The 21380-nt window shown below is 74.5% G+C and carries 22 protein-coding genes and 3 pseudogenes; 14 read left to right on the forward strand and 11 right to left on the reverse strand.

Annotated elements, in window-relative coordinates; translation table 11 throughout:
- The first annotated feature begins 161 nt into the window (after window positions 1-161).
- Window positions 162-952: pseudogene (locus ACSU53_RS23770) on the forward strand (IS5 family transposase).
- A 61-nt stretch (window positions 953-1013) separates the two neighbouring features.
- On the opposite strand, the gene ACSU53_RS23775 reads toward ACSU53_RS23770, so the two are convergent.
- From ACSU53_RS23775 to ACSU53_RS23785, 3 genes and pseudogenes are all read right to left on the reverse strand, one after another.
- Window positions 1014-1451, reverse strand: coding sequence for a cytidine deaminase (locus ACSU53_RS23775; protein WP_437033372.1), 438 nt, complete (start codon window positions 1449-1451; stop codon window positions 1014-1016).
- A 21-nt stretch (window positions 1452-1472) separates the two neighbouring features.
- Window positions 1473-1650: pseudogene (locus ACSU53_RS23780) on the reverse strand (IS630 family transposase); the annotation flags it as partial.
- A gap of 172 nt (window positions 1651-1822) precedes the next feature.
- Window positions 1823-2533 (reverse strand): RNA-binding S4 domain-containing protein, encoded by a 711-nt coding sequence (locus ACSU53_RS23785; protein ID WP_437030801.1) that lies wholly within the window; start codon window positions 2531-2533, stop codon window positions 1823-1825.
- Window positions 2534-2745: 212 nt separating this feature from the next.
- Here ACSU53_RS23785 and ACSU53_RS23790 point away from each other — a divergent pair, with 212 nt between their 5' ends.
- The 6 genes and pseudogenes from ACSU53_RS23790 to ACSU53_RS23815 all read left to right on the forward strand — a co-directional run bounded on the left by ACSU53_RS23790 (window position 2746) and on the right by ACSU53_RS23815 (window position 7783).
- Window positions 2746-3510, forward strand: coding sequence for a helix-turn-helix domain-containing protein (locus tag ACSU53_RS23790; RefSeq protein ID WP_437030803.1), 765 nt, complete (start codon window positions 2746-2748; stop codon window positions 3508-3510).
- A gap of 29 nt (window positions 3511-3539) precedes the next feature.
- Window positions 3540-5000: an MFS transporter gene (locus ACSU53_RS23795; protein ID WP_437033373.1), complete on the forward strand. Its 1461-nt coding sequence runs from the start codon at window positions 3540-3542 to the stop codon at window positions 4998-5000.
- A gap of 242 nt (window positions 5001-5242) precedes the next feature.
- Window positions 5243-5923 carry a uracil-DNA glycosylase gene (locus tag ACSU53_RS23800; protein ID WP_437033375.1) on the forward strand — a complete coding sequence of 227 codons (681 nt, stop codon included), beginning with the start codon at window positions 5243-5245 and terminating at the stop codon, window positions 5921-5923.
- A 37-nt stretch (window positions 5924-5960) separates the two neighbouring features.
- Window positions 5961-6929 carry a prolyl aminopeptidase gene (gene pip, locus ACSU53_RS23805; protein ID WP_437030805.1) on the forward strand — a complete coding sequence of 323 codons (969 nt, stop codon included), beginning with the start codon at window positions 5961-5963 and terminating at the stop codon, window positions 6927-6929.
- Between the two features lie 198 nt (window positions 6930-7127).
- Window positions 7128-7441: pseudogene (locus ACSU53_RS23810) on the forward strand (DUF899 family protein); the annotation flags it as partial.
- A 156-nt stretch (window positions 7442-7597) separates the two neighbouring features.
- Window positions 7598-7783, forward strand: coding sequence for a hypothetical protein (locus tag ACSU53_RS23815; RefSeq protein ID WP_260829667.1), 186 nt, complete (start codon window positions 7598-7600; stop codon window positions 7781-7783).
- Window positions 7784-8493: 710 nt separating this feature from the next.
- Here the strand turns inward: ACSU53_RS23815 and ACSU53_RS23820 are convergent.
- Both ACSU53_RS23820 and ACSU53_RS23825 read right to left on the reverse strand, forming a co-directional pair.
- Entirely contained in the window at window positions 8494-8922 is a 429-nt protein-coding gene (locus ACSU53_RS23820; RefSeq protein ID WP_437030807.1) for a hypothetical protein, read from the reverse strand.
- Window positions 8919-9635, reverse strand: a complete 717-nt coding sequence (locus ACSU53_RS23825; protein ID WP_437030809.1) for an ATP-binding protein — start codon at window positions 9633-9635, stop codon at window positions 8919-8921. The genes ACSU53_RS23820 and ACSU53_RS23825 overlap by 4 nt, the downstream gene beginning before the upstream one ends.
- Window positions 9636-9838: 203 nt before the next feature.
- Between ACSU53_RS23825 and ACSU53_RS23830 the strand changes: the two genes are divergently transcribed.
- The 3 genes from ACSU53_RS23830 (at window position 9839) to ACSU53_RS23840 (ending at window position 12191) form a co-directional block, all read left to right on the forward strand.
- A complete protein-coding gene (locus ACSU53_RS23830; protein WP_437030811.1) occupies window positions 9839-10699 on the forward strand; it encodes a helix-turn-helix domain-containing protein in 861 nt (286 codons plus the stop codon).
- Window positions 10700-10972 carry a DUF397 domain-containing protein gene (locus tag ACSU53_RS23835; protein WP_437030813.1) on the forward strand — a complete coding sequence of 91 codons (273 nt, stop codon included), beginning with the start codon at window positions 10700-10702 and terminating at the stop codon, window positions 10970-10972.
- Between the two features lie 415 nt (window positions 10973-11387).
- The gene (locus ACSU53_RS23840) at window positions 11388-12191 is read left to right on the forward strand and encodes an SAM-dependent methyltransferase (protein WP_437030815.1); all 804 of its coding nucleotides are present in this window, start codon (window positions 11388-11390) and stop codon (window positions 12189-12191) included.
- Window positions 12192-12435: 244 nt separating this feature from the next.
- On the opposite strand, the gene ACSU53_RS23845 is transcribed toward ACSU53_RS23840, so the two are convergent.
- From ACSU53_RS23845 to ACSU53_RS23855, 3 genes are all read right to left on the reverse strand, one after another.
- Complete coding sequence (locus ACSU53_RS23845) at window positions 12436-13926, reverse strand: glutamate synthase subunit beta (protein ID WP_437030817.1); 1491 nt, start codon at window positions 13924-13926, stop codon at window positions 12436-12438.
- Between the two features lie 249 nt (window positions 13927-14175).
- Window positions 14176-14655 carry a DUF1772 domain-containing protein gene (locus ACSU53_RS23850; protein WP_437030819.1) on the reverse strand — a complete coding sequence of 160 codons (480 nt, stop codon included), beginning with the start codon at window positions 14653-14655 and terminating at the stop codon, window positions 14176-14178.
- A gap of 186 nt (window positions 14656-14841) precedes the next feature.
- Window positions 14842-15543, reverse strand: coding sequence for a DUF2293 domain-containing protein (locus ACSU53_RS23855; protein WP_437030821.1), 702 nt, complete (start codon window positions 15541-15543; stop codon window positions 14842-14844).
- Between the two features lie 43 nt (window positions 15544-15586).
- On the opposite strand from ACSU53_RS23855, the gene ACSU53_RS23860 reads away from it, so the two are divergent.
- From ACSU53_RS23860 to ACSU53_RS23870, 3 genes are all read left to right on the forward strand, one after another.
- Complete coding sequence (locus ACSU53_RS23860; RefSeq protein ID WP_437030822.1) at window positions 15587-16219, forward strand: uridine kinase; 633 nt, start codon at window positions 15587-15589, stop codon at window positions 16217-16219.
- Between the two features lie 211 nt (window positions 16220-16430).
- Complete coding sequence (locus ACSU53_RS23865; protein WP_437030824.1) at window positions 16431-16850, forward strand: CBS domain-containing protein; 420 nt, start codon at window positions 16431-16433, stop codon at window positions 16848-16850.
- 398 nt (window positions 16851-17248) lie between these two features.
- Window positions 17249-18046 (forward strand): methyltransferase domain-containing protein, encoded by a 798-nt coding sequence (locus ACSU53_RS23870; protein WP_437030825.1) that lies wholly within the window; start codon window positions 17249-17251, stop codon window positions 18044-18046.
- Between the two features lie 112 nt (window positions 18047-18158).
- Here the strand turns inward: ACSU53_RS23870 and ACSU53_RS23875 are convergent, their stop codons facing one another.
- Together ACSU53_RS23875 and ACSU53_RS23880 are read right to left on the reverse strand one after the other, a co-directional pair.
- Window positions 18159-19139, reverse strand: a complete 981-nt coding sequence (locus ACSU53_RS23875; protein WP_437030827.1) for a carbohydrate kinase family protein — start codon at window positions 19137-19139, stop codon at window positions 18159-18161.
- On the reverse strand, window positions 19136-20044 hold the full coding sequence (locus tag ACSU53_RS23880) for a pseudouridine-5'-phosphate glycosidase (protein ID WP_437030829.1): 909 nt from the start codon (window positions 20042-20044) through the stop codon (window positions 19136-19138). Before ACSU53_RS23880 ends, ACSU53_RS23875 begins: the two co-directional genes overlap by 4 nt.
- 101 nt (window positions 20045-20145) lie before the next feature.
- Between ACSU53_RS23880 and ACSU53_RS23885 the strand changes: the two genes are divergently transcribed.
- Window positions 20146-20574 carry a VOC family protein gene (locus tag ACSU53_RS23885; protein WP_437030831.1) on the forward strand — a complete coding sequence of 143 codons (429 nt, stop codon included), beginning with the start codon at window positions 20146-20148 and terminating at the stop codon, window positions 20572-20574.
- Between the two features lie 211 nt (window positions 20575-20785).
- Here ACSU53_RS23885 and ACSU53_RS23890 read toward each other — a convergent pair whose 3' ends face one another.
- Window positions 20786-21358, reverse strand: a complete 573-nt coding sequence (locus ACSU53_RS23890; protein WP_437030833.1) for a methylated-DNA--[protein]-cysteine S-methyltransferase — start codon at window positions 21356-21358, stop codon at window positions 20786-20788.
- Between the last annotated feature and the right edge of the window lie 22 nt (window positions 21359-21380).

A 21380-nucleotide genomic window follows, 5' to 3' on the forward strand; every position in this document is an offset into this window, starting at 1 on the left:
GGCGTGGGGCGAGGAGGAGAGGCGGGGCCGGTCGGGCCCGAGCGGGGTGCGGCATGGGACCGATCCCGCCGGGCCTAGGGTCTGTCGTCAAATGATCTTCGATCGGGGATCATGGTCGGGTGATACGTCGCCATGAACTGTCCGATGCCGAGTGGGCCTTCGTGCAGCCGCTGCTGCCCCGGTCCGAGCGGGGCCGCAGACGGCTGGACGACCGGACGGTCCTCAACGGGATCGTGTGGAAGTTCCGGACCGGAACGGCCTGGCGGGACGTGCCCGAGCGGTATGGCTCCTGGGCGACGCTGCACACCCGCTTCCGCCGGTGGGCCAAGGACGGCACCTTCGAGCGGATGCTCCGGGCCGCCCAGGCCAGGGCTGACGCGGCCGGGGACATCGAGTGGCTGGTGTCGGTCGACTCCACGATCGTCCGAGCCCACCAGCACGCGGCCGGAGCGCGAAAAGGGGGCTCCACTCCCCGGGACTCGGCCGGTCCAGAGGCGGTCTGACCAGCAAGATCCACCTGGCCTGCGATGGCGTCGGCCGCCCGCTCGCCTTTACCGTCACCGGCGGGAACACCAACGACTGCACGCAGTTCACCGCCGTGATGGAGGCGATTCGGGTGCCCCGGCCGGGTCCGGGACGGCCCCGGGTCCGACCCGACCACGTCATCGGCGACAAGGGCTACAGCTCCAAGGCCATACGCACCTGGCTGCGGCGACGGAACATCCGGCACACCATTCCGGAACGGTCCGACCAGGTTCGCAACCGGATCCGGCGCGGCAGCCAGGGCGGACGTCCGCCGGCCTTCGACAAGCAGGTCTACAAGCGGCGCAACGTCGTCGAACGGTGCTTCAACCGCCTCAAGCAATGGCGTGGCATCGCCACCCGCTACGACAAGACCGCCGAGTCCTACCAAGCAGCCGTCACCCGCGCATCGCTGCTGATGTGGGCGTGACATTTGACGACAACTCCTAGTGCCGTAGCAGGCAACGTTTGCCCTGTAACCGCCTGGGGCGTCAGCTCGTGCTGAGTGGTGCGCTTTCCTCGGCGTCGAGCTGGTGGTCCGCCCAGATGTAACTTTCGGGAAGCAGGTCGGTGACGGGCACCATCCGGAGGCTGTCGTTTCTCCCGACGATGACCATCAAGGCTGGGAAGTAGTCACGAAGGACCTGGCGGCAGCGGCCGCATGGGGGCACGACGCCTCGGTAGCGGTCGCCCACGGCGACGATGGTGTCCAGGTCATAGGCGCCCTGGGCGGCAGCGGCGCCGATGAGGACCAGCTCCGCGCAGGGGCCTCCGGTGAAGTGATAGGCGTTCACCGCGGTGACGATCCGGCCGTCCCCGGCGCGGGCCGCAGCCGCCATGGTGTGGTTGTCGCCCCGGCAGCGTGTGGCCGCGACGTGCGCCGCCGCCCGGATCAGCTCGTGGTCGACACGGTCGGTCTCTGTGGTCATCTTCTCTGCCTTCATGCGGTTTCAGGCGACGCTGGCCCTGTTGACAACGGCGCGCAGGCGCTGGGTCGTCGGCGTGGCGGTCTCGCCAGATGATGTAGCGGCGGATCATGCTGCCCTGCTCCTTGTGGTCGGCGTGGTCGGTGCCGTCGAGGGTGAAGTAGCGCAGGGCGGTGAACTGGGCTGCTATGCGGTTGAGCCACACGCGCCGCCCGGCCCAGCGCCGGGACGGCGCGTCACATCGCAACAGGGCAAACGTTGCCTGCTACGGCACTAGAACGGCTTGTGAGGCGTCCGCTCACCATGCGGAGGGTGCCGGGATGCGCGGGGTCCCATCGCTTACCGCTTACCGCTTACCGCTTACCGCTTACCGCTTACCGCTTGCCGCGGGTGCGGCGGTCGGTGCCTTTGCGCCTGCCGCCTCGCTCACGGGGGCGACCGGCAGCGACCCCCGGACCGTCGTGGTCCCGGGGGGCAGTGAACGGGGAGGCCGGGTCCGCTGCGTCGGCGTCGCCGAAGGCACCGGGGCCGGGCGGCAGACCGCCCAGTCCGCCGGCTGCTCCGAGTCCGCGCAGCCGCTCCAGCTCACGCCGGTCACGCTTCGTCGGACGGCCCGCGCCACGGTCGCGGACACCGGCCGGAGCGAAGGCCTCACGGGGCGGGGGCGGCGGCGAGTTGTCGATGTAGCACTGAACGGCCACGGGGGCACCGACCCGCTTGCGGATCAGCCGTTTCACGACGACGACCCGCTCACGGCCCTCGTGCCGCAGCCGTACCTCGTCACCGACGCGTACCGCGTGGGCGGGCTTCACCCGCTCGCCGTTCACGCGTACATGTCCCCCGCGGCAGGCCGAGGCGCCGAGGGAACGCGTCTTGACCAGGCGCACGGACCAGATCCAGCTGTCGATCCGGACGCTGCCGCCCGCCGGCGGCCCGGCCGCCTCGGCGGCTGCCACGGCGGCGGCGACCTTGGGATCGGGGGCCGCAGTCGGCTCCGGACCGGTCGGCGCGTCCTGGGTCGCCGACGCGTCACCGGCTCCGTCCGTCCCCCGCGTCCGGTCGTCCTCCGCACCCTCAGAAGCCATGCTTCCGACCCTATCGCTCCCCGTTGCCCGCGTTCCCCGCGTTCCCCCCGTTCTTCCTGCTCCCCTCTCTCCCTGCTCTCCCCCTCTCCGTTCTCGCCCTACCGCTCCCCGGGCCGCTGTCCGTCTCCACCGGGGGCCGAGAGCCCGCATTCCCCAAAATAATTTTGCAAAATCTCTTTTGCAGACCGGTTCCGCTCCTCTACGCTCACCGCATGGTCAGTGACGAGCACAGGCGTGTCCTCGATCCCGAGCGCGACACCGCCGCGTTGAAGGCGCTCACGCACCCCCTGCGCATCCGGCTGCTGGGGCTGTTGCGTCAGGACGGGCCGGCCACCGCCAGTGAGCTGGCCGACCGGACGGGGGAGTCGTCGGCGTCGACCAGCTACCACCTGCGGGTGCTGGCGAAGCACGCCTTCATCGCCGAGGCGGAGCACCGTGACGGGCGGGAGCGGCGCTGGAAGGCGGTGCACACCGTGACGTCCTGGAGCAACGAGGCGATGGAGTCCTCCACGGTCGGCCGCGCCTACGTCGGATTGGCCCGGCGGCGCCAGGTCGCCCACCTGGACGCGTCGCTCACCCGGCACGAGGAGGACCTGGCCGCGGGGCGGCTGGGCCGGGAGTGGGTCGAGCCCTCCGGGATCAACGACTACATGCCCCTGCTGACCCCCGAATCGCTCACCGAACTGTGGGAGGTGCTGGCTCGCACGCTGGACGAACTGACCGCACGCGATGAGCACGACCCACGCGCCCGCCGGGTGGCGTTCGTCGCCGCGGGACTGCCCCTGGCCGCACCACCCGCAGAGGGAACCGACGACATCCCCCACCGCCACGACCACCACGGCGGCAAGGGCGGGGACGGCGGCGCAGGCAGTGACGGCAGTGACGTCCGGGACGGCGACGGCGGCACCGACCGGGCCGCCGGTGACGGGAGTGCTCCCGGCGGCACCCGGGACTCCGGGACCGGGGGTGCAGTGTGACCGGTACTCCGCGGCAGGGCTCGGGCGGCGTGCTCCACGGGGCGGCCGGGCACGGACCCGGGGCGGCGCTGAAGACCGCCCGCCGCCGGTACGTCATCGTCTGCGCGCTCTTCTGGCTGCCCCCGGGACTGGCCATGGCGCCGTTGGTGCTGTTGTTCACCGAGCGCGGCATGGCGCTCGCGGCCATCGCGGGGTTCTTCGCCGCCCACTCCCTCACCGTCGCGGCGGTGGAGTTGCCCACCGGTGGACTGTCCGACGCGCTCGGACGCCGGCCGGTGCTCGCCGCGGCGGGCGCCCTCAACGCCATCGCCCTGCTCATCGTGGGCCTTGCCGGGACCGCGTGGGTGCTCGTCCTCGGCATGGTGCTGATGGGGACCGCACGGGCCCTCGCCAGCGGCCCGGCGGAGGCGTGGTACGTGGACACCGTCCAGTCGGCCGCCGGACCCGACGCCGATCTGCGCACCGGCCTGGCCCGCGGCAGTTCCGCCACCTCGGCCGCCCTCGCGCTCGGGCTCGTGCTCGGCGGTTCCGTGCCCTGGCTGCTCGGCCGGACCGCGGATCTCGGCCCCCGGCTGACGCAGGCGACCTCCGGCCTGGTGCTGCCGCTGTCCGTCCCGGTGCTGCTGGGCGCCGCCGTCGAGGTCCTCTTCCTCTGTTATGTACTGGCCGCCCTGCGCGAGCTGCCACGGCCGCCGGTCACCGCCCGCTCGGTGCTGCGCGGCATCCCGGGAGTTGTGCTGAGCGGTGTGAGGCTGGGCGGGCGGGACGCGATGGTGCGCAGGGTCCTGCTCAGCGCGGCCGCCGCCGGCAGCGCCGTGGCCGCCATCGAACTGCTCATGCCGGGCCGCGCCGTGTCGCTCACCGGGGCGCCCGAGTCGGGTGCCCTGCTCTTCGCCGCGCTGGCCTGCGGAGGCTTCGTCTGTGCCGGCCTCGGCAGCCACCTGGCTCCGCCGGCGGCCCGGCTGACCGGCAGCGGCGAGCGCGCGGTGCTGGCCGGGCTGGGCACCGCCACGGTCGGTCTGCTGCTGCTCGGTGCGACGGCGGCCTGGTCGCACCCGGTTTCCACCGGACTCGTCGTCGCCGCATTCGGTCTGGTCTACCTCGGGCTCGGCATGGCGGGCCCGAACGAGAACGAACTGCTGCACCGGCGGACACCCGGAGACGCCCGGGCCACCGCCCTGTCGGTGCAGTCGCTCGCCCAGCAGTCGGTCGGGGCCGTCACCGGCGTGGTGGTCGGCGCTCTCGCCCCCGGCCCCCTGCCCTGGCTGCTGACCGCGTGTGTCCTGCTCGCCGGGACCCTGCTGTGGATTCGCCGTGGTGACGGACCGCCGGCTTCCGGCACACCCGGTGCACCGAACACATCCGGTACGTGCGGTGTACCGGGCGCATCCGGCACATCCGGCGGGTCCACCGGTCCCGCCGAGGCCGGGGAACGACCGATGCCCGCGCCGGCGCCCGCGGTCTCCACGGCCCCTACCGTGGAGACATGACCCCCAACGGCCCTTCCGGACCGGCCGGACCATCCGGCCCCTCGCCTGGTCCGTCCGGTTCCTCTTCCGGACCGTCCGGCCACGCCGGACGACCCCCGTCCGGTCAGTCCGGGTCCTCCGGTCAGTCCGGGTCCTCCGGTCAGTCCGGGTCCCCGGGCCCGCCCGGGTCCCCGGAGCGGCCCGGCGTCCCGAGTCGGTCCGGCTCCCCGGACGCCTCCGGCCTCGCCCGTCTCGACCGGCGCATCGCCGGCTGCCGTGCCTGCCCGCGGCTGGTCGACTGGCGGGAGGAGGTGGCCCGCACCAAGCGTGCCGCCTTCGCCGACCAGACGTACTGGGGCAGGCCGGTGCCCGGCTTCGGGCCCCCGGACGCCCGGCTGCTGATCGTCGGCCTCGCCCCCGCCGCACACGGCGGAAACCGCACGGGCCGGATGTTCACCGGGGACCGTTCCGGGGACGTGCTGTACCGCGCGCTGTACGACGTGGGCCTCGCCTCGCAGCCGACCGCCGTGCACGCGGACGACGGCCTCGCCCTGCACGGCGTGCGGGTCACCTCACCGGTGCACTGCGCGCCGCCCGCCAACAAGCCCACCCCCGAGGAGCGGGACACCTGCCGCCCGTGGCTGGTCCGCGAACTGCGGCTGCTGCGGCCGACCGTCCGGGCCGCGGTCGTCCTCGGCGCCTTCGGCTGGCAGGCCGCGCTGCCCGCGTTCGCCGAGGCGGGCTGGACCGTTCCCCGCCCCCGGCCGGCCTTCGCTCACGGCACCCGTGTCACGCTGCCCGCCCCGGACGGCGACGGCTTGGACGTCTTCGGCTGCTTCCACGTCAGCCAGCGCAACACCTTCACCGGCCGGCTCACCCCCGCCATGCTCCGCGAGGTCCTGCTCAGGGCGGCGTCGACGGCCGGGCTGCCCGCCGGGAAATGAGCTGAACCCGCCCGGTGCCACGCGCTACGGTGCGGCGATGAGCCTCTACCCGGAGATCGAACCCCACGACCACGGCATGCTCGACGTCGGCGACGGCAACCGCGTCCACTGGGCAACCTGCGGCAATCCCCGGGGCAAGCCCGCGGTGGTCCTGCACGGCGGCCCGGGCAGCGGCACCGGTCCACGGGCACGGCGCTACTTCGATCCCGCGCGGTATCGCATCGTGCTGCTGGACCAGCGCGGCGCCGGACGGTCCACGCCCCCGGCGAGTGATCCCGCCACCGACATGAGCGTGAACACGACCGCCCACCTGATGGCCGACCTGGAGCGCCTGCGTACGCACCTGGGCATCGAACGGTGGCTGGTGTGGGGCGCCTCCTGGGGGTCGGTGCTCGGTCTGCGCTACGCCCAGACGCACCCGGGTGTCGTGTCCGAACTGGTGCTGACGGCGGTCGCGACGGGGTCCCGGGCCGAAGTCGACCTGCTGACCAGGGGGCTGGGCAGGTTCTTCCCGGAGGCCTACGAACGGTTCCTCGCCGCACTGCCCGCCGACGAGCGGGACGGCAATCCGGCCGCCGCGTACAACAGGCTGCTGGAGTCACCGGATCCGCGGGTGCGGCACCGGGCGGCGCGGGCCTGGACCGACTGGGAGACGGCCACGATCCCCGCGCCGCCACGCTCGGTCGAGCGGTTCGAGGACCCGGACTTCCGCCAGGGTTTCGCCCGCACCGTCACCCACTACTGGGCCAACGACCACTTTCTCGGCGACGAGGACTGCGACGAGGGCGTGGTCCTGCGGGACGCGCACCTGCTGAAGGGCATCCCCGGCACCCTGGTCCAGGGCAGCCTCGACTTCGGCAACCTGCTCGGCATCGTGTGGCGGTTGCACCATGCCTGGCCCGACAGCGAGCTGGTGGTCGTGGACGAGGCCGGGCACGACGCCGGACCGGCCGGGGACGAGGCCCTGGTCGCCGCGACGGACGCCTACGCCGGCACCTACCGCTGACCGCCGCACGCGCCCGACGGAGCCCCGGCCCCACGGACACCGCGCCCCAGGCCGGCTGACCGAGGCCGCCGGGGCCGTCGCGACCGCCGCCCTGCACCACGGGCACGCGGTGCTCGCTGAGCGCGGGGAGCGGGTGACCGGCGAGAAACGTGACCGGCGAGAAACGGGGGCTCGACCGTGCGGGACCGGGGGAGGCGGACGGTGCCCTGGTACTCGGCCCTCCCCGACCCGGACGGCCGGGACTTCAACGAGGACTTCGAGGCGACCCGCGAGCACCACGGCCACCGCGTCGACCGGCCGGGCCTGAGCTGTTTCCTGCGGGACGGCGACCGGATCTTCCACACCTACTCGACCTACGAGCGCGGCCTCGACGGGCTCGGGTCGACCACCAGCCTGCTCGACCTCACCGCGCTCGGACGTCAGGAGCCGTGGGAGGAGCCGAAGGGGCGTGCGTCGTCCTACGGGGCGCCCGCGGGGAGGCGATCCGTTATCACGACGAGTACGACGACTGATACGAAAGGTGACCGGATACTCCGAAAAGCTGAGACCGGGCTCACACGTGGCGGTGAACGAGTGTCAACTACGTCTCAGTACCGTCACTGAACGAGGCATCCGCCCCATGGTTGGCGTTTAACTCTACGAGTACAGCGCTACATGGAGGTGGCAGGGTGAACGGGCGAACAGTGCTCGAACGCTTTCCCGCAGGTGGGCCGCGGGGGTCATGGCCCGCGGAGGAGTTCGCGCAGGCGCGACGCCTCGAGGGACTGCCCGCCGAAGTTGTCATGGACCTCGCTACCGACATGTTCCTGGTGATCGTACGGAGCGGCGACGGCAGCGGTGATGCCGCGGCGTGAGCCCGCTCCGCCCACCCCGGTCGGCCCCGGGGCCACGCCCTCCGGGTGGCGCGACCGGACCGGGCACCCGGATCACCCCGAGTACCTGATCACCAGCCCGGCGAAGCCCGCACGCACGCCCTTCGAGCCGGGCGGGGCTCCCACAGCCGTCGAGCCCCGTGAGGCCCGCACGTCCTACGAGTCCTGCGAGGCCCGCAGGTCCTACGAAGCCTGCACCCCGGGGTCCGGTTCCCGGTCCGGCCCCGCCGGGCCCGTCCGTCCGGGTCCCGGCTCTCCCGTGACCGGCCTCCGCCGGTCCTGTCGCCGGGGCCCTTCCGCGCCCGGTTCCCGTGTGGTTCCCACCGACGACCTCCCCCCCCTTCCGGACGCCCCTTCCGGACGAACGGTCACTCTTCCGGCGCGGGAACCGCAGGGGCAGGGCGTGGACCAGGGCGGACGATGCGCGCGGGCGCACGACCTCACGGGACGGGGCGGCGGAGGCGGTCCGAGGCGGGCCGGGAGCGCGGGACCGGCCCGCACGCCGTGCCGGAGGCAGGGGCGCACGGCCGGGTGTCACGGGGGCGGACGGGTGTCACGGACGCTGCGGGGGCCGTGGTCGCACACCGGGGGCGGCCGGGAGCAGGACGACGATGGGCGCCGGCCCGGACCGGTGGGCGGTGTTCGGTGGCTGTGGCCGGTGGCTGTGGCGGTGGTTCGGCGGGAGCGGGGCCTCAGGCGCTGATCGGGCGGGACCAGGTGGGCGTCGTCCCGGTCAGACGGCACACGGCCAGATAGAGAGGTATGGGCGGGGTGTAGGGGAGGGTGCCGTCGGGGCGGTGGATCAGCCCGGGCAGGTCCGGGGCGCCGGGGAGGAGCGCGCCGGTGGCGTAGCGGGCGGGGGCCGGCCACTCCAGCGCGTAGTCCGAGTCGGACGGGACCAGCCACCACCAGTGCGTCTCATCGGCGTAGACGCACCCCACCCGGGGCAGCCGGGGCATCACCATCGGGCCGAAACGGGCGGGCACCGCCACCGCGTCGCAGCCCATCGGAGCCGTCATCCCGTCCGGCACGGGCAGCCGCCGGGGGGTCCCCGGGGCCGTCGGCAGGGCGCGCCGCAGGCGGACCAGCGAGTCCAGGGTCAGGACCGGTGCACCCGTCACGCCCGCTCGCCTCCCCGGTGCCGGCTGTGCGGCACGCCGTGGCGGGCCCGGGGCCCGGGGTGGGTGCGGCTCGCCGTACGGGCGCCGTCGCCCTCGCCCTCGGGTTCGGCGTCGTCCGGCCCCTCGGCCGGCCCGGGCTTGGGGCGCGCGCCCCAGCCGAGGTCGTCGCGGGGTTCGCCGGAGTCGCGCGGCGCGCGGGGCCCGCGGGGCAGATCGGCCCAGACGAGCAGCCCGAGTCCCTGCTCGTGAGCGCCCCAGGACTGGCAGAGGGCCTCGACGAGAAGCAGGCCGCGCCCGTGTTCCTCGTCCGTCCCCTGCCGGGTGTTGGCCCGGGGTTTGCCCGGAGCGCAGCCCTCGTCCTGCACGGCGATGCGCAGCAGGTCGTCACCGTCGTGCAGCTCGCAGACCACACGGCTGCTCGCGGTGTGCACGATGGCATTGGTGACCAGTTCGGAGACGACCAGGGCCGCGGTGTCGCAGGTGTCCTCGCACACCGACCAGCCGTCCAGCCGGGCCCTCGTCAGGCGTCTGGCCTGTGCGGGGGAACCCGGGTGGGCGGCCAGTTCGAAGCGGAACCGGCGCTCGGCAGCGACCCCCGCAGGGGTGGCTTCCGGCGCGGCACCGAGAGCGACGGGGCCCGCGGCGGCGTCTGCTCCTAAGGGCACGGACGGAATCACGCTTGCCACTATCGCCCCGCCGGGAACACTTGGCAAGTGTCACTCTGAAAATTGCAGAGTGCTGTGTGACGGTCTGGACGGGCGTGGCACACTGCTCGCAACAGCACCTCGCGCGGCGCCAGTTGGGACCGTCGACGGCTCGATTCATTCGAATGGGGATTCGAATGAAAATGTCGTTCGAACGTGTCTTCGAATGGCGCCGCCGGGCTGTCAGGAATCCTTTGTCGTGGAGGTGGAGCGTGAGCGAACCGCGGTCCGCGCCGACGGTCGGGCAGGTCGTTCTCGGCAGGCGCCTGCTGGACCTGCGGGAGCGCGCGGGGCTCAAGCGCGAGGAGGCGGCCCGCATCCTCCGCGTCGCCCCGGCCACCGTCCGCCGCATGGAGACGGCCGAGGTCGCCCTCAAGATCCCCTACCTCCAGCTCCTGCTCAAGGCGTACGGGGTCGCCGACGAGGAGGCCGACGCCTTCGTGCGCCTCGCCGAGGACGCCAACCGCCCCGGCTGGTGGCAGCGCTTCCACGACATCCTGCCCGGCTGGTTCTCGATGTACGTCAGCCTGGAGGGAGCCGCCTCCCTCATCCGTGGCTACGAACCCCACTTCGTCCCCGGGCTGCTGCAGACGGAGGACTACGCCCGGGGCGTCCTGCGCTCGGGTGCCATCGGCCAGACCCGGCCCGAGGACATCGAACGCCACGTCGACCTGCGCATGCAGCGGCAGGACCTGCTCACCCGTGAGGACGCCCCCCGGCTGTGGTTCGTCATGGACGAGACCGCCCTCCTCCGCCCGGTCGGCGGGTCCGAGGTGATGCGGGCCCAGATCGACCGGCTCCTGGACGTCGCCCACCTGCCCCACGTGACCCTGCAGGTCGCCCCGTTCGCGGGCGGCCCGCACCCGGGCACGTACGGGCCCTTCGTGATCTTCCGGTTCGCCATGCCCGAACTTCCGGACATGGTCTACAGCGAGTACCTGACCGGCGCCGTCTACCTGGACGCGCGCAGCGAGGTGGCCACCCACCTCGAGGTCATGGACCGCATGGCGGCACAGGCCGCCGGCGCACATCGCACGAAGGAGATCCTCCGGGATCTCCGCAAGGAGCTCTGAATGAACGTCACATCCCTGCCCCAGCCGCGCGTTCCCGGCCGGCGCATCTACAACGGCATGCCCGCGCGGGAACTCGGCAGCGAGGGCTGGCACAAGCCGTGGAGCGGCGGCAACGGGGGCAACTGCCTGGAGGCCATGAAGCTCGACGACGGCCGGATCGCCGTCCGGCAGTCCACCGACCCGGACGGGCCCGCCCTCATCTACACCACCGCCGAGATGACGGCGTTCATCGAGGGCGCCAAGGCGGGAGAGGCGGACTTCCTGGTGGCCTGAGACCGACTTGGGTCCAGCCCGCCGCATCGTTCCTGCGCGCGTCCTCGCCTTGTATTCGTCGTATGCGTCACGTCGTCCCGGCCCCGTCGGTTCCGCACCGGCCCCCCGGCCCGCACCCGGCCCGTCCCCGACCTCGTCCGTTGTCCGTTCCGACCCGTCCGTCGCCCGTTCCGGTCCGTCCGTCGCCCGTTCCGACCCGTCCGTCGCCCGTTCCGGTCCGTCCGAACGGTCCGTCACGCACCACGGTCCCACTGATCCGCCCGAACCGACCCACCACGCTCCACCGGACACCGATGCGCCCCGGTGGGCCGTCCCCGTCCCCCACGACCGGCTCCCTGCCGGTACCGGAGGTGACCGAGTTGACTGAGCCGACTGAATCGATCACCGACCCCCACAGCCCGTTACGGAGTGCCTCATGAGCGAACGACCCCCTGTCGGCATCGACACCAGCAAGCCGCACCCGGCCCGCATGTACGACTGGTACCTGGGCGGGAAGGACAACTACCCCGTCGACGAGGCCATGGGCCGGCAGATGCTCGCCCTGGACCCGAGGGTGCCCGTGATGGCGCGGGTCAACCGCGCCTTCATGCACCGCGCCACCCGGTGGCTGGCCGACCGCGGCATACGCCAGTTCCTCGACGTCGGCACCGGGATCCCCACCGAGCCGAACCTCCACCAGATCGCCCAGCGGGCCGCGCCCGACGCACGGGTCGTGTACTGCGACAACGACCCCATCGTGCTGGCACATGCCGAGGCCCTGCTCAGGGGAACGGACGAGGGCGTCACGGAGTACCTCCAGGCGGACGTGCGGGAACCCGACACGATCGTGGAGGCCGCCCGGAAGGTCCTCGACTTCACGCAACCCGTCGCCCTCTCGCTGATCGCGCTGCTGCACTTCGTCCCCGACGAGGACGGCGCGCACGACCTGGTCGCCCGGCTGATGGCCGAACTGCCCTCCGGCAGCCACCTGGTCGTCTCCCACGCGACGGCGGACTTCACCCCCGAGGAGTCGAAGGCCGCCACCGACAAGCTCAAGGCCGCGGGCGTCACCCTGGCCCTGCGCTCCCGCGAGGAGTTCACCCGCTTCTTCGACGGTCTCGAACTGGTGGAGCCCGGCGTCCGGGTGCCCCACGAGTGGCACCCCGAGCTGGGGGAGCCGGTGGCCGGCCAGGACGACGGTGTGATCCCCGGCTACGGGGCCGTGGGGCGCAAGCCCTGACCCCACCCGGGCACACGGGGACCGCGCGGACGCGGTTCGGGCGCACCTGATCCGAGCGTGCACGTGATCCGAGGGTGCACGTGATCCGCGCGTGCACCTGAGACCCCGCGCGGGCCAGTGTGCCCGCGCGGGCCACGGGGCCGGCTGCCGTCGGGGCCCCGGCGTCCCGGCGCCGTGGTCCTCGGGGCCTCGCGTCCTCGCGGCCTCGCGCTGCTGGGGCTCCGCGGCCTCGGGTCTCGGGGCCTCACGCCGTCATCGGGCGGTCGTACGGTCCGATCGGTGCCGGGAGGCGGGAGGTGCCGCCGGTGAGGTGGCGGTCGACGGCCGCCGCGACGGCCCGGCCCTCCGCGATCGCCCACACGATCAGCGACTGCCCGCGCGCGGCGTCCCCGGCCGCGAACACCCCGGGCACGTTGGTCGCGAAGCCGGCGTCCCGGGCGATCGTGCCCCGGGGCGACACGTCCACGCCCAGCCCGTCGAGCAGACCGTCACCCCGGTCCGGCCCGGAGAACCCCAGGGCGAGCAGGACCAGATCGGCGGGGAGGGCCCGCTCGGTACCGGCCACCGGTCTGCGCCCCGCGTCCACCTCGACCAGGTGCGCCCACCGCACCCGCCCGTCCGCGTCACCGGAGAAGCGCACGGTGGACGCCGCGAACAGCCGCGCGTCGGCATCCGCCACCGGTGCGCTCCGCAGGTCGCGGGCCTCCTCGTGCGCCGCGGACATCCGGTGGACCTTCGGGTAGGTGGGCCAGGGCTCGGTGTCCTCGTCCCGCTCGTCACCGGGCCGGCCGTAGATGTCCAGCTGGGTCACCGACGCCGCTCCCTCCCGCAACGCGGTGCCCAGGCAGTCGGCGCCGGTGTCCCCGCCGCCGACGATGACGACGTGCCGTCCGGCCGCCGACAGCGGCGACACCTCCAGGTCGCCCTCGCCCACCCGGTTGGCCAACGGCAGGTACTCCATCGCCTGGTGGACCCCCGTCAGCTCGCGGCCGGGAACCGGGAGTTCGCGCCAGGCCGTCGCCCCGGTGGCGATCACCACGGCGTCGTGGCGGGCCCGCAGCGCGGCGGCGTCCAGGTCGCGGCCGACCGCCGTGCCCGTGCGGAACTTCGTGCCCTCGGCGCGCAGCTGCGCGATGCGCCGTTCCAGGTGCCGCTTCTCCATCTTGAACGCGGGGATGCCGTAGCGCATGAGCCCCCCGATCCGGTCGTCCCGCTCGTACACGGCGACCGTGTGCCCGGCCCGGGTCAGCTGCTGGGCGGCCGCGAGTCCGGCGGGGCCCGAGCCGATCACCGCCACCGTCCGTCCCGACAGACGGTCCGGCGGGGCGGGCGGGGCGAACCCCTCCTCGAAGGCCCGGTCGGCGACGGCGCACTCGACGTTCTTGATCGTGACCGCCGGCTGGTTGATGGCGAGCACGCATCCCGCCTCGCAGGGCGCCGGACACAACCGGCCGGTGAACTCGGGGAAGTTGTTGGTCGCGTGCAGCCGGTCCGCCGCCGCCCGCCAGTCCTCCCGGGAGACCAGGTCGTTCCACTCGGGGATCAGGTTGCCCAGCGGGCAGGCCTCGTGGCAGAACGGAACGCCGCAGTCCATGCAGCGGCCGGCCTGCGGGGCGATCAGCGGCAGCAGCGCGCCCGGGACGCAGACCTCGTCCCAGTCGCGGACCCGTTCCCCGACGGGCCTGCGCGGCCATTCCCGGCGGGGAGTGGTGAGGAAACCCTTGGGATCGGCCATGGCCGTGTTCCTTGCGTGGGCGGGGCAGGCCGTACGGCGTCGGGCGGCACTCTTCCGGCCACGATACGTCCCGGTCCGCCCCACCGCAGGGCGCCGCCGACCCCGCCGGCCCCGCCGGACCCTCGTCCGGAGGCCGCGGACGACGCCGGACACCACCGGACGCCTCCGGACGGCTCCCCGGGCCCCGTACCGCGCGGCCGGCCCTGTGCTCCCCACGGCCCCGGCGACGCTTCCTTCCGGCCGGGCGCCTCAGGTCAGGGCCAGGACGTACGCCAGGGCGGCCCCGGCGGAGGCGGCCGTGCGGACGTGGTTCCACCGGGTCCACTCCCGCACGTAGCCGGGCCAGTACGCGGCCGCCTCCGCGCTCCCCGGACCGAGCCGGGCCAGCGCCTCGTTGCGCGGCACGTTCGCCGCCGCCGTCACCCCGAACGAGCCACCGAGGTACAGCACGCTGCCCGCCAGCAGTGCCACGGCGCCGTCCCGCGGCCACACCACCGCCGTCACCACGGCGATCACCGCGCTCAGCACCGCCGAGCCGAGGAACAGCAGCATGAACGCCTTCGTCACCGCGGTCACGTTGAGCGCCCGCATCGCGGCCACCCCCTGCGCCGCCGGCAGCGCCGCCAGCCCCTTCATCACGAAGGCCGAGAAGGCGAAGAAGACGCCGGCCACCAGCCCGGTGCCCAGCACGGCCGACACCGTCAGCACGAAGTACGGTCCCTCGATCACGTCGTCGCCTCCCGCTCGTCGGCTCGGGGGCACCTTCACCTCCCGGCCTGCCGTCACTCCCCAGTGAAGCCGCCCGCCGAGCCACCGCCCATGGCCGGACGACGCACGGGCATGCGCGAGCGTCCACGCGCAACGTTCACGCGCGGCCGTTCACGCGAGGTCGCCATGGCGCGGGCCCTCCCGCTCTCACCCGGGGACGTCCGGCGCGGCCCCCGCCCAGCCGCGCAGCACCGTCTCCACGTCGGCGGCGATCCGCCGCCGCGCCTCGTGCCGTGGCACACCGCTCATCAACAGCCGGTCGTACGGCGTCTCCAGGTGCCGCACGGACGCCACCACCGCCGAGATCACCGCCCGCTCCGACAGGGCCCGCCCCGCCGCGCTGCGGCCCACCCGCCCGCTGCCGCGCACCGAGGCGTGTGCGGCCACGGCCCGCGCCCGCTCCGGCGGGCACCCGGGGAACAGGCGCCGTATCTCCTCCGCGAACGCCTCCGTGAACCGCGCGTCCTCGACCGCCCGGCGCCGGGCGTCCCGCATCCGGCGGCGTCGGCGCGCCTCGGCGTCCGCCAGGCACCGGCGTTCGGCCCGGGCCAGCGCCTCCTCCTCGACCAGCACCCCCTGACGCTCGTACCGGCCCTTGCGCCGGTTGAACCGTACGACCACCGCCGAGAGGGTGCTCTCCTCCCGCGACCTGCGGGTGAGCGCGGTGTCGCCGCGCGGCAGGAAGACGAGGTGTCCCAGGTCGGCGCAGTCGACACAGCGGGGCGTACCGCTCTCCAGGACGACCAGCGGCAGAGGGCCACGCCGGCAGGCGGCACAGTGACGTCGCCCGGCGGGCTGATGGACGACCAGGCCGGCGGGGAGGAGGGGCGATGCGCGCGACGAGGCCATGCGGGATTCGTTCCCCTCCCGGAGCCTGACGCATCATGGCCGTGTGCGACTGGAAGCGATCACCTGGGACCGGCTCCGCGACCACCTCGCCGACCGTCTGCTGGACCTGCGGACGGCCGATGCGAGCCCTTGGCCGCGCGTGGCCCTGGACGGTGCCCCGGCCGCCCGTCCCGGTGATCTCGCCGACGATCTGGCCGAGGCCCTGCGGGTGCGGGGGCGTCCCTCACTCGCCGTGGCGACCGAGGGCTTCCTGCGTCCCGCCTCGCTCCGGCTGGAGCACGGCCGCCGGGACGTCGACTCCTACTACGACGGCTGGTACGACACCGGGGCCCTGTGGCGCGAGGTCTTCGGCCCGCTCGAGCCGGACGGCAGCGGGCGGGTCCTCCCCGACCTGCGGGACCCGGCCACCGACCGGGCCACCCGCAGCCGGGCCGTGCCCCTCCCGCCCGGCGGCGTCCTGCTGTTGCACGGCCCCTTCCTGCTGCGCCACTGGTTCCCGTTCGACCTCAGCGTCCACCTCCAGCTGTCCCCGGGTGCCCTGCGCCGCCGCACCCCCGAGGCCGAGCACTGGACCCTCCCCGCCTTCGAGCGCTACGCCCAGGAGACCGACCCCGCCGGCATCGCCGACGTGCTGGTCCGGGCCGACGACCCGCGCCGCCCGGCATGGCGCGGCTGAACAAGGCGTCCCGCGCACGGCAGCCGGGGCGGAGCGCCGAGCCGGGACGTGCGCACGGCACCCGGCACGACGCGGTGGGGCGCGGCTCCGCGGCGCCCTGGGAACCGGTGCCTCCGCGTGCGGGCCGGGGAGCGCGAGACCAGAATGAGGGCGTCGGGACTCGCGGCGCGCCCCCGCGCCGCGCCGGCCGTCCGGCACCGGGAGGTACTCCATGACCACCGCCGGAGACATCATGCACCGCGGCGCCCAGTGGATCCCCGCCCACGAAACCCTCGACCGCGCGGCCCAGTTGATGCGCGAACTGAACGTCGGGGCCCTGCCGATCAGCGACGAGAACGAACGGCTGTGCGGCATCCTCACCGACCGCGACATCGTCGTCGGCTGTGTCGCCATGGGCCGTGACCCCGCCCGGGTCACCGCGGGGGAGATGGCCCAGGGCACCCCCCGCTGGATCGACGCGGACGCCGATGTCGGCGAGGTCCTCCGGGAGATGCAGGAGCACCGGATCCGCCGGCTGCCCGTCATCCGGGACAAGCGCCTGGTCGGCATGATCAGCGAGGCCGACCTCGCCCAGCACCTGACCGACGACCAGATCGCCACCTGGGCCGAGCAGGTCTACGCCCGTCGCTAGACGAAGCCCCCGCCGAGGACCGGTCCGCGACCGACGGCGCGTCGGGGCATCGGCCGAGCAACGCCGGAACCCCGGCTCCCGGCCTCCCGTTCGCCCGGCCATCCGTCCGCCCGGCCGCCGGCCCGTGCCGTTCGTTCCCCGCTACGGGGGCCCGTCCGCCCGGCCCTCCGTCCGTCCGGCCGCCGGCCCGTGCCGTTCGTTCCCCGCTACGGGGGCCCGTCCGCCCGGCCCTCCGGTGCACCCGCGGGCACGGATCCGTCCGCCCGTGGCCACGCCGTTCCGCCCCCGGCGCGGCCCCGTGTCCGTCAGGTGTCCGCCCAGGTGTCCGTCCGGATGTCCGCCTGCCGTCCGTCGCGTCCTCCGCCGGAGACGACCCGTGCAAATGGGATGATCCGGGCATGATGCGATCCGACGGGAACCTGCTCGACCACCGGCCGGACGAGGCGGCGCAACATCTCGACGCCTTCGCCGCACTCTTCGACCCCACCACCTTCCGCCACTTCGAGGCGGTCGGCGTCGGCCCCGGCTGGCGCTGCTGGGCGGTCGGAGCCTCCGGCGGGTCGGTGGCGTCATGGCTGGCCAGGCGGGTGGGGCCGACCGGCCGGGTGCTCGTGACGACCACCGAACCGGCCCGCCTGGCCTCCACCGCACGGCCGCCGGTGGAGGTGCGGGCACACGACATCGGCACCGAGGAACCCCCGGTGGAGGGCGGCTTCGACCTCGTGCACGCCCGGCTCCCGTTCATCGGCGCGGCGGACCCCGAACGGGTCCTGCGTCTCATGGTCCGCGTGCTGCGGCCCGGCGGACGTCTGCTCGTCGAGGACACCGACCCCGCACTGCAGCCCCTGCTGTGCCCCGACGAGCACGGCCCCGAGCAGCAACTCGCCAACCGGTTGCGCCAAGGGCTGCGCCGCCTCCTGGCCGACCGGGGGGCGGACCTCGCCCACGGCCGCAGGCTCCCGCGGCTGCTGCGGGAGGCGGGCCTGGGCGGAGTGCGGGCCGACGCGTACTTCCCGCTCGCCGAACCGGCCTGTGCGGCGCTGGAGTCGGCCACCATGCGACTGGCGCGCGACGGTCTCGTCGGAGCCGGCATCGCCACCGGCCAGGACATCGACCGCCACCTCGCGAACGTCGCCGCGGGCAGCCTGGACCTGTCCACCGCCCCGCTGATCACGGCCTGGGGCCGCAAGGGCTGACGGAGCCCGGGGCCGGCCGCCCTCCGACGAACCACCGGCCTCCGACGCGGGTCACCCGCCACCCCCCGCCGGCCACCCGGGTCCGCCCCGCGAACCGCCCGGACGCCCTCCCTCACCCCGAGGCGGACGCACAGGAGGCCGCCGGCTGCCCGCCCTCCGTGGGCCGGGGCGGGCGGCCGCCGACGACCTCCACCGCGCGCGCCCCCGCACGGCACCCCTGCCGGACCGCCTCCGGGGCGTCGGCCCCCGCGAGCAGCGCCGCGAGGAAGGCACCGGTGAAGGCGTCACCCGCGCCCGTGGTGTCCCGTGCGGTGGCCGCGACGGCGGGGACCCGGGCGCACACCTCGCCGGAACGCGCCAGCAGCGCCCCTCGCGCGCCCAGTGTGACCACGACCACCGGGATGTCCCGGCTCAGCGCCGCCGCCGCGTCGGCCGGGTCCGGCAGACCGGTGAGCAGACACGCCTCGTCCCGGCTGGGCAGCAGGACGTCCACCCCGCCGACGAGGGACAGGAACCGTTCCGCGCCCAGGCCGGCGAGGAAGCCCGCCGACGCCGGGTCCAGGCTCACCGGCACACCGCGCGCCCGGGCCGCCGCGAGAGCCGCCGCGACGAGGGCCCGGCCCGAGCCGGAGAACAGCAGGTAACCCGACAGGTGCAGCCGGGCCACGCCGTCCAGCAACGCCCCGGACCAGTCACCGGGGCCCAGCCGCAGGGACGCCCCGCTGTCCGTCAGGAAGGTCCGCTCGCCTCCGGCCTCCCCGTCGACGAGGCAGATCACCGTCCCGGTGGGGGCCATGTCGTCGACGACCAGCAGCGGGCGCACCCCGTGCACGGCCAGTTCCCGTTCGTGCCAGTCCGCCGAGTCGGCGCCCACCCGGCCGAACAGCCGCACCTCCGTGCCGCCCGCCCGGGCGGCCCAGCACGCCACGTTGGCCCCGGCGCCCCCGGGCACCCGGCGGATCGCCGCCACCGTGTCCGTCCCCGGCGCGAGCGGTCCACGGTGCCGGGCGACCACGTCCGTGACGACGTCACCGACGACCAGCAGCGCACCGCCACCCGCGGGCACCGCCGGGCGCCCCGGGGACCCGCTCACGTGCCGGCCCGCGCCGCGGCGATGCGGGCCGCCAGCCGCACGTTGCCCCGCACCGCCGCCAGGTTGGCGGCCAGGGAGGCGCCGTCGGTGTGCCGGACGAGGTGGTCCAGCAGGAACGGCGTGACCCCCTGGCCGGTGACACCCGCCTGCGCGCAGGCGCGCAGCGCCTCGTCGAGCACCCGTGCGTGCACCGCGGGGTCCAGCTGCTCGTCCTCGGGGACGGGGTTGGCCACGATCAGCGCCGACGGGGGCCCGCCCAGCGCGTCCTGGGCCCGCATGACCTCGGCCACCTGAGCGGGGGAGTCCAGCCGCCAGTCCACGGGGTGGCCCGAGTCGGACAGGTAGAAGCCGGGGAACCGGTCCGTGCCGTACCCGGCCACCGCCACCCCCAGGGTCTCCAGGCGCTGCAACGTCGCCGGCACGTCGAGGATCGACTTCACGCCCGCGCAGACCACCGTGATCCGCGTCCGCGCCAGCAGCCCCAGGTCGGCCGACTCGTCCTGGGTCACCGTCCACTCCCGGTGCACCCCGCCCAGACCACCCGTCGCGAACACCCGTACGCCCGCCCGCTCCGCCAGCAGGGCGGTGGCCGAGACGGTGGTGGCACCGCTGGCCCCCGACGCGACCGCGAGCGGGAGGTCGCGGTGGCCCAGCTTGCGGATCCCGTCCTCGTTGGCGACCCGCTCCAGCTGCTCCTTGTCCAGGCCGACCCGGGGCACGCCGTCCAGCACCGCGACCGTCGCGGGCACCGCGTCCTGCTCCCGCACGACCGCTTCCAGCTCCACGGCCACCTGGAGGTTCCGGGGCCGCGGCAGCCCGTGCGCGATGATCGTGGACTCCAGCGCCACCACGGGCCGGTCCGCGACGAGCGCCTCCCGCACCTCTTCCGACACCCTCAGCACCACGTGTCCGCCTCCCGTCAGCCGCTCCTTCCTCATCTCTGGCGACCCGCGCGGCCGGGCAAACCCCTTGCACGTCGGCACGGGGGTCCCGCAGCCTGGGACGCATGACGGAGCACACGGCACGCCTCGACCACGTCGTCCTCTGGGTGCGCGACCCCGTCGCCGCCGCGCGGTTCTACGCCGAGGCGGTGGGGCTCGAACCGGTGCGCCTGGCCGAGTTCTCCGCGGGAGGGGCCCCCTTCCCGTCGGTCCGCGTCAACGACGAGACGATCATCGACCTGATGCCGGCGGAGACGGCCCGGCGCATGACCATGCTGCCCGGCGCCGCCGACAGCTCGGGGCACCCCGTCAACCACGTGTGCCTGTCCCTGCCCGCCGCGGACTTCGACGCGCTCCGGGGACGGCTGGAGGAGCGCTCCGTGCCCCTGACGGACTTCTCCCACGACTCCTTCGGCGCGCGCGGCCCGGCCAGGCGCAGCTTCTACTTCCAGGACCCGGACGGCAACGTGTTCGAAGCGCGCCACTACGACTGACCCGCTACCGACCTGCGACGGATCCGCGACCGGCCCCGCCGGCCCCTGCCCGGCCCCGCCCGATTCCGACCGGCTGCGTCCACCGGGTCCACCGCGTCCCACCGGTCCGGCCGTCTCCACCGCGTCCGGTCCCCGCGGCCGTCGTGCCCGCGGGGACGAACAGGGCAAGGCGTGTGTGGGCCGCGCCCGGAGCCGGTGGGCGCCGCCCGGGTCAGAACAGCGGTTCGGGCAGGACGCCCTCCAGGGCGAGCAGGCGCCGCTTGGTCTCCAGCCCGCCGCCGAAGCCGCCGATCCCGCCGTCGCTCTCCACGACGCGGTGACAGGGCACCACCACCGGCAGCGGATTGGCCCCCATCGCCATGCCCACGGCCTGGGCGCCACCGGGGCGGCCCACCCGCCGGGCCAGGTCCCCGTAGCCGACCACCTCGCCGAAGGGCACGCCGGTGGCGAGCTCGCGCAGGACCGCCCGGTTGAAGCCCGAGATCAGCGACCAGTCGAGCGGCACGTCGAAGGTGTGCCGCTCACCCGCCAGATACGCCTCGACCTGGCGTATCGCCTCGGCCAGCAGGGGCGCGGCGGGGTCCTCGACCGGTGCGGTGCCCAGCCGCGCGGCCAGCCGCTCCAGCGCGCGGTCGCGCACCGCGTCGGTGGCGTGGAACACGACGTTGACCAGGCCCGCTCCGGTGGCGGCCAGCATCAGCGGGCCGATGTCCGTCTCCACCACGGCCCACACCGGGGCCCGGCCGTGCTGCCCGTGCTGCCCGTCCAGTCCGTCACTGCTCATGCGCCCACGGTACGGCCCCCCA

This window comes from Streptomyces sp. enrichment culture (assembly GCF_964273255.1).
In the GTDB taxonomy this organism is placed as follows: domain Bacteria; phylum Actinomycetota; class Actinomycetes; order Streptomycetales; family Streptomycetaceae; genus Streptomyces.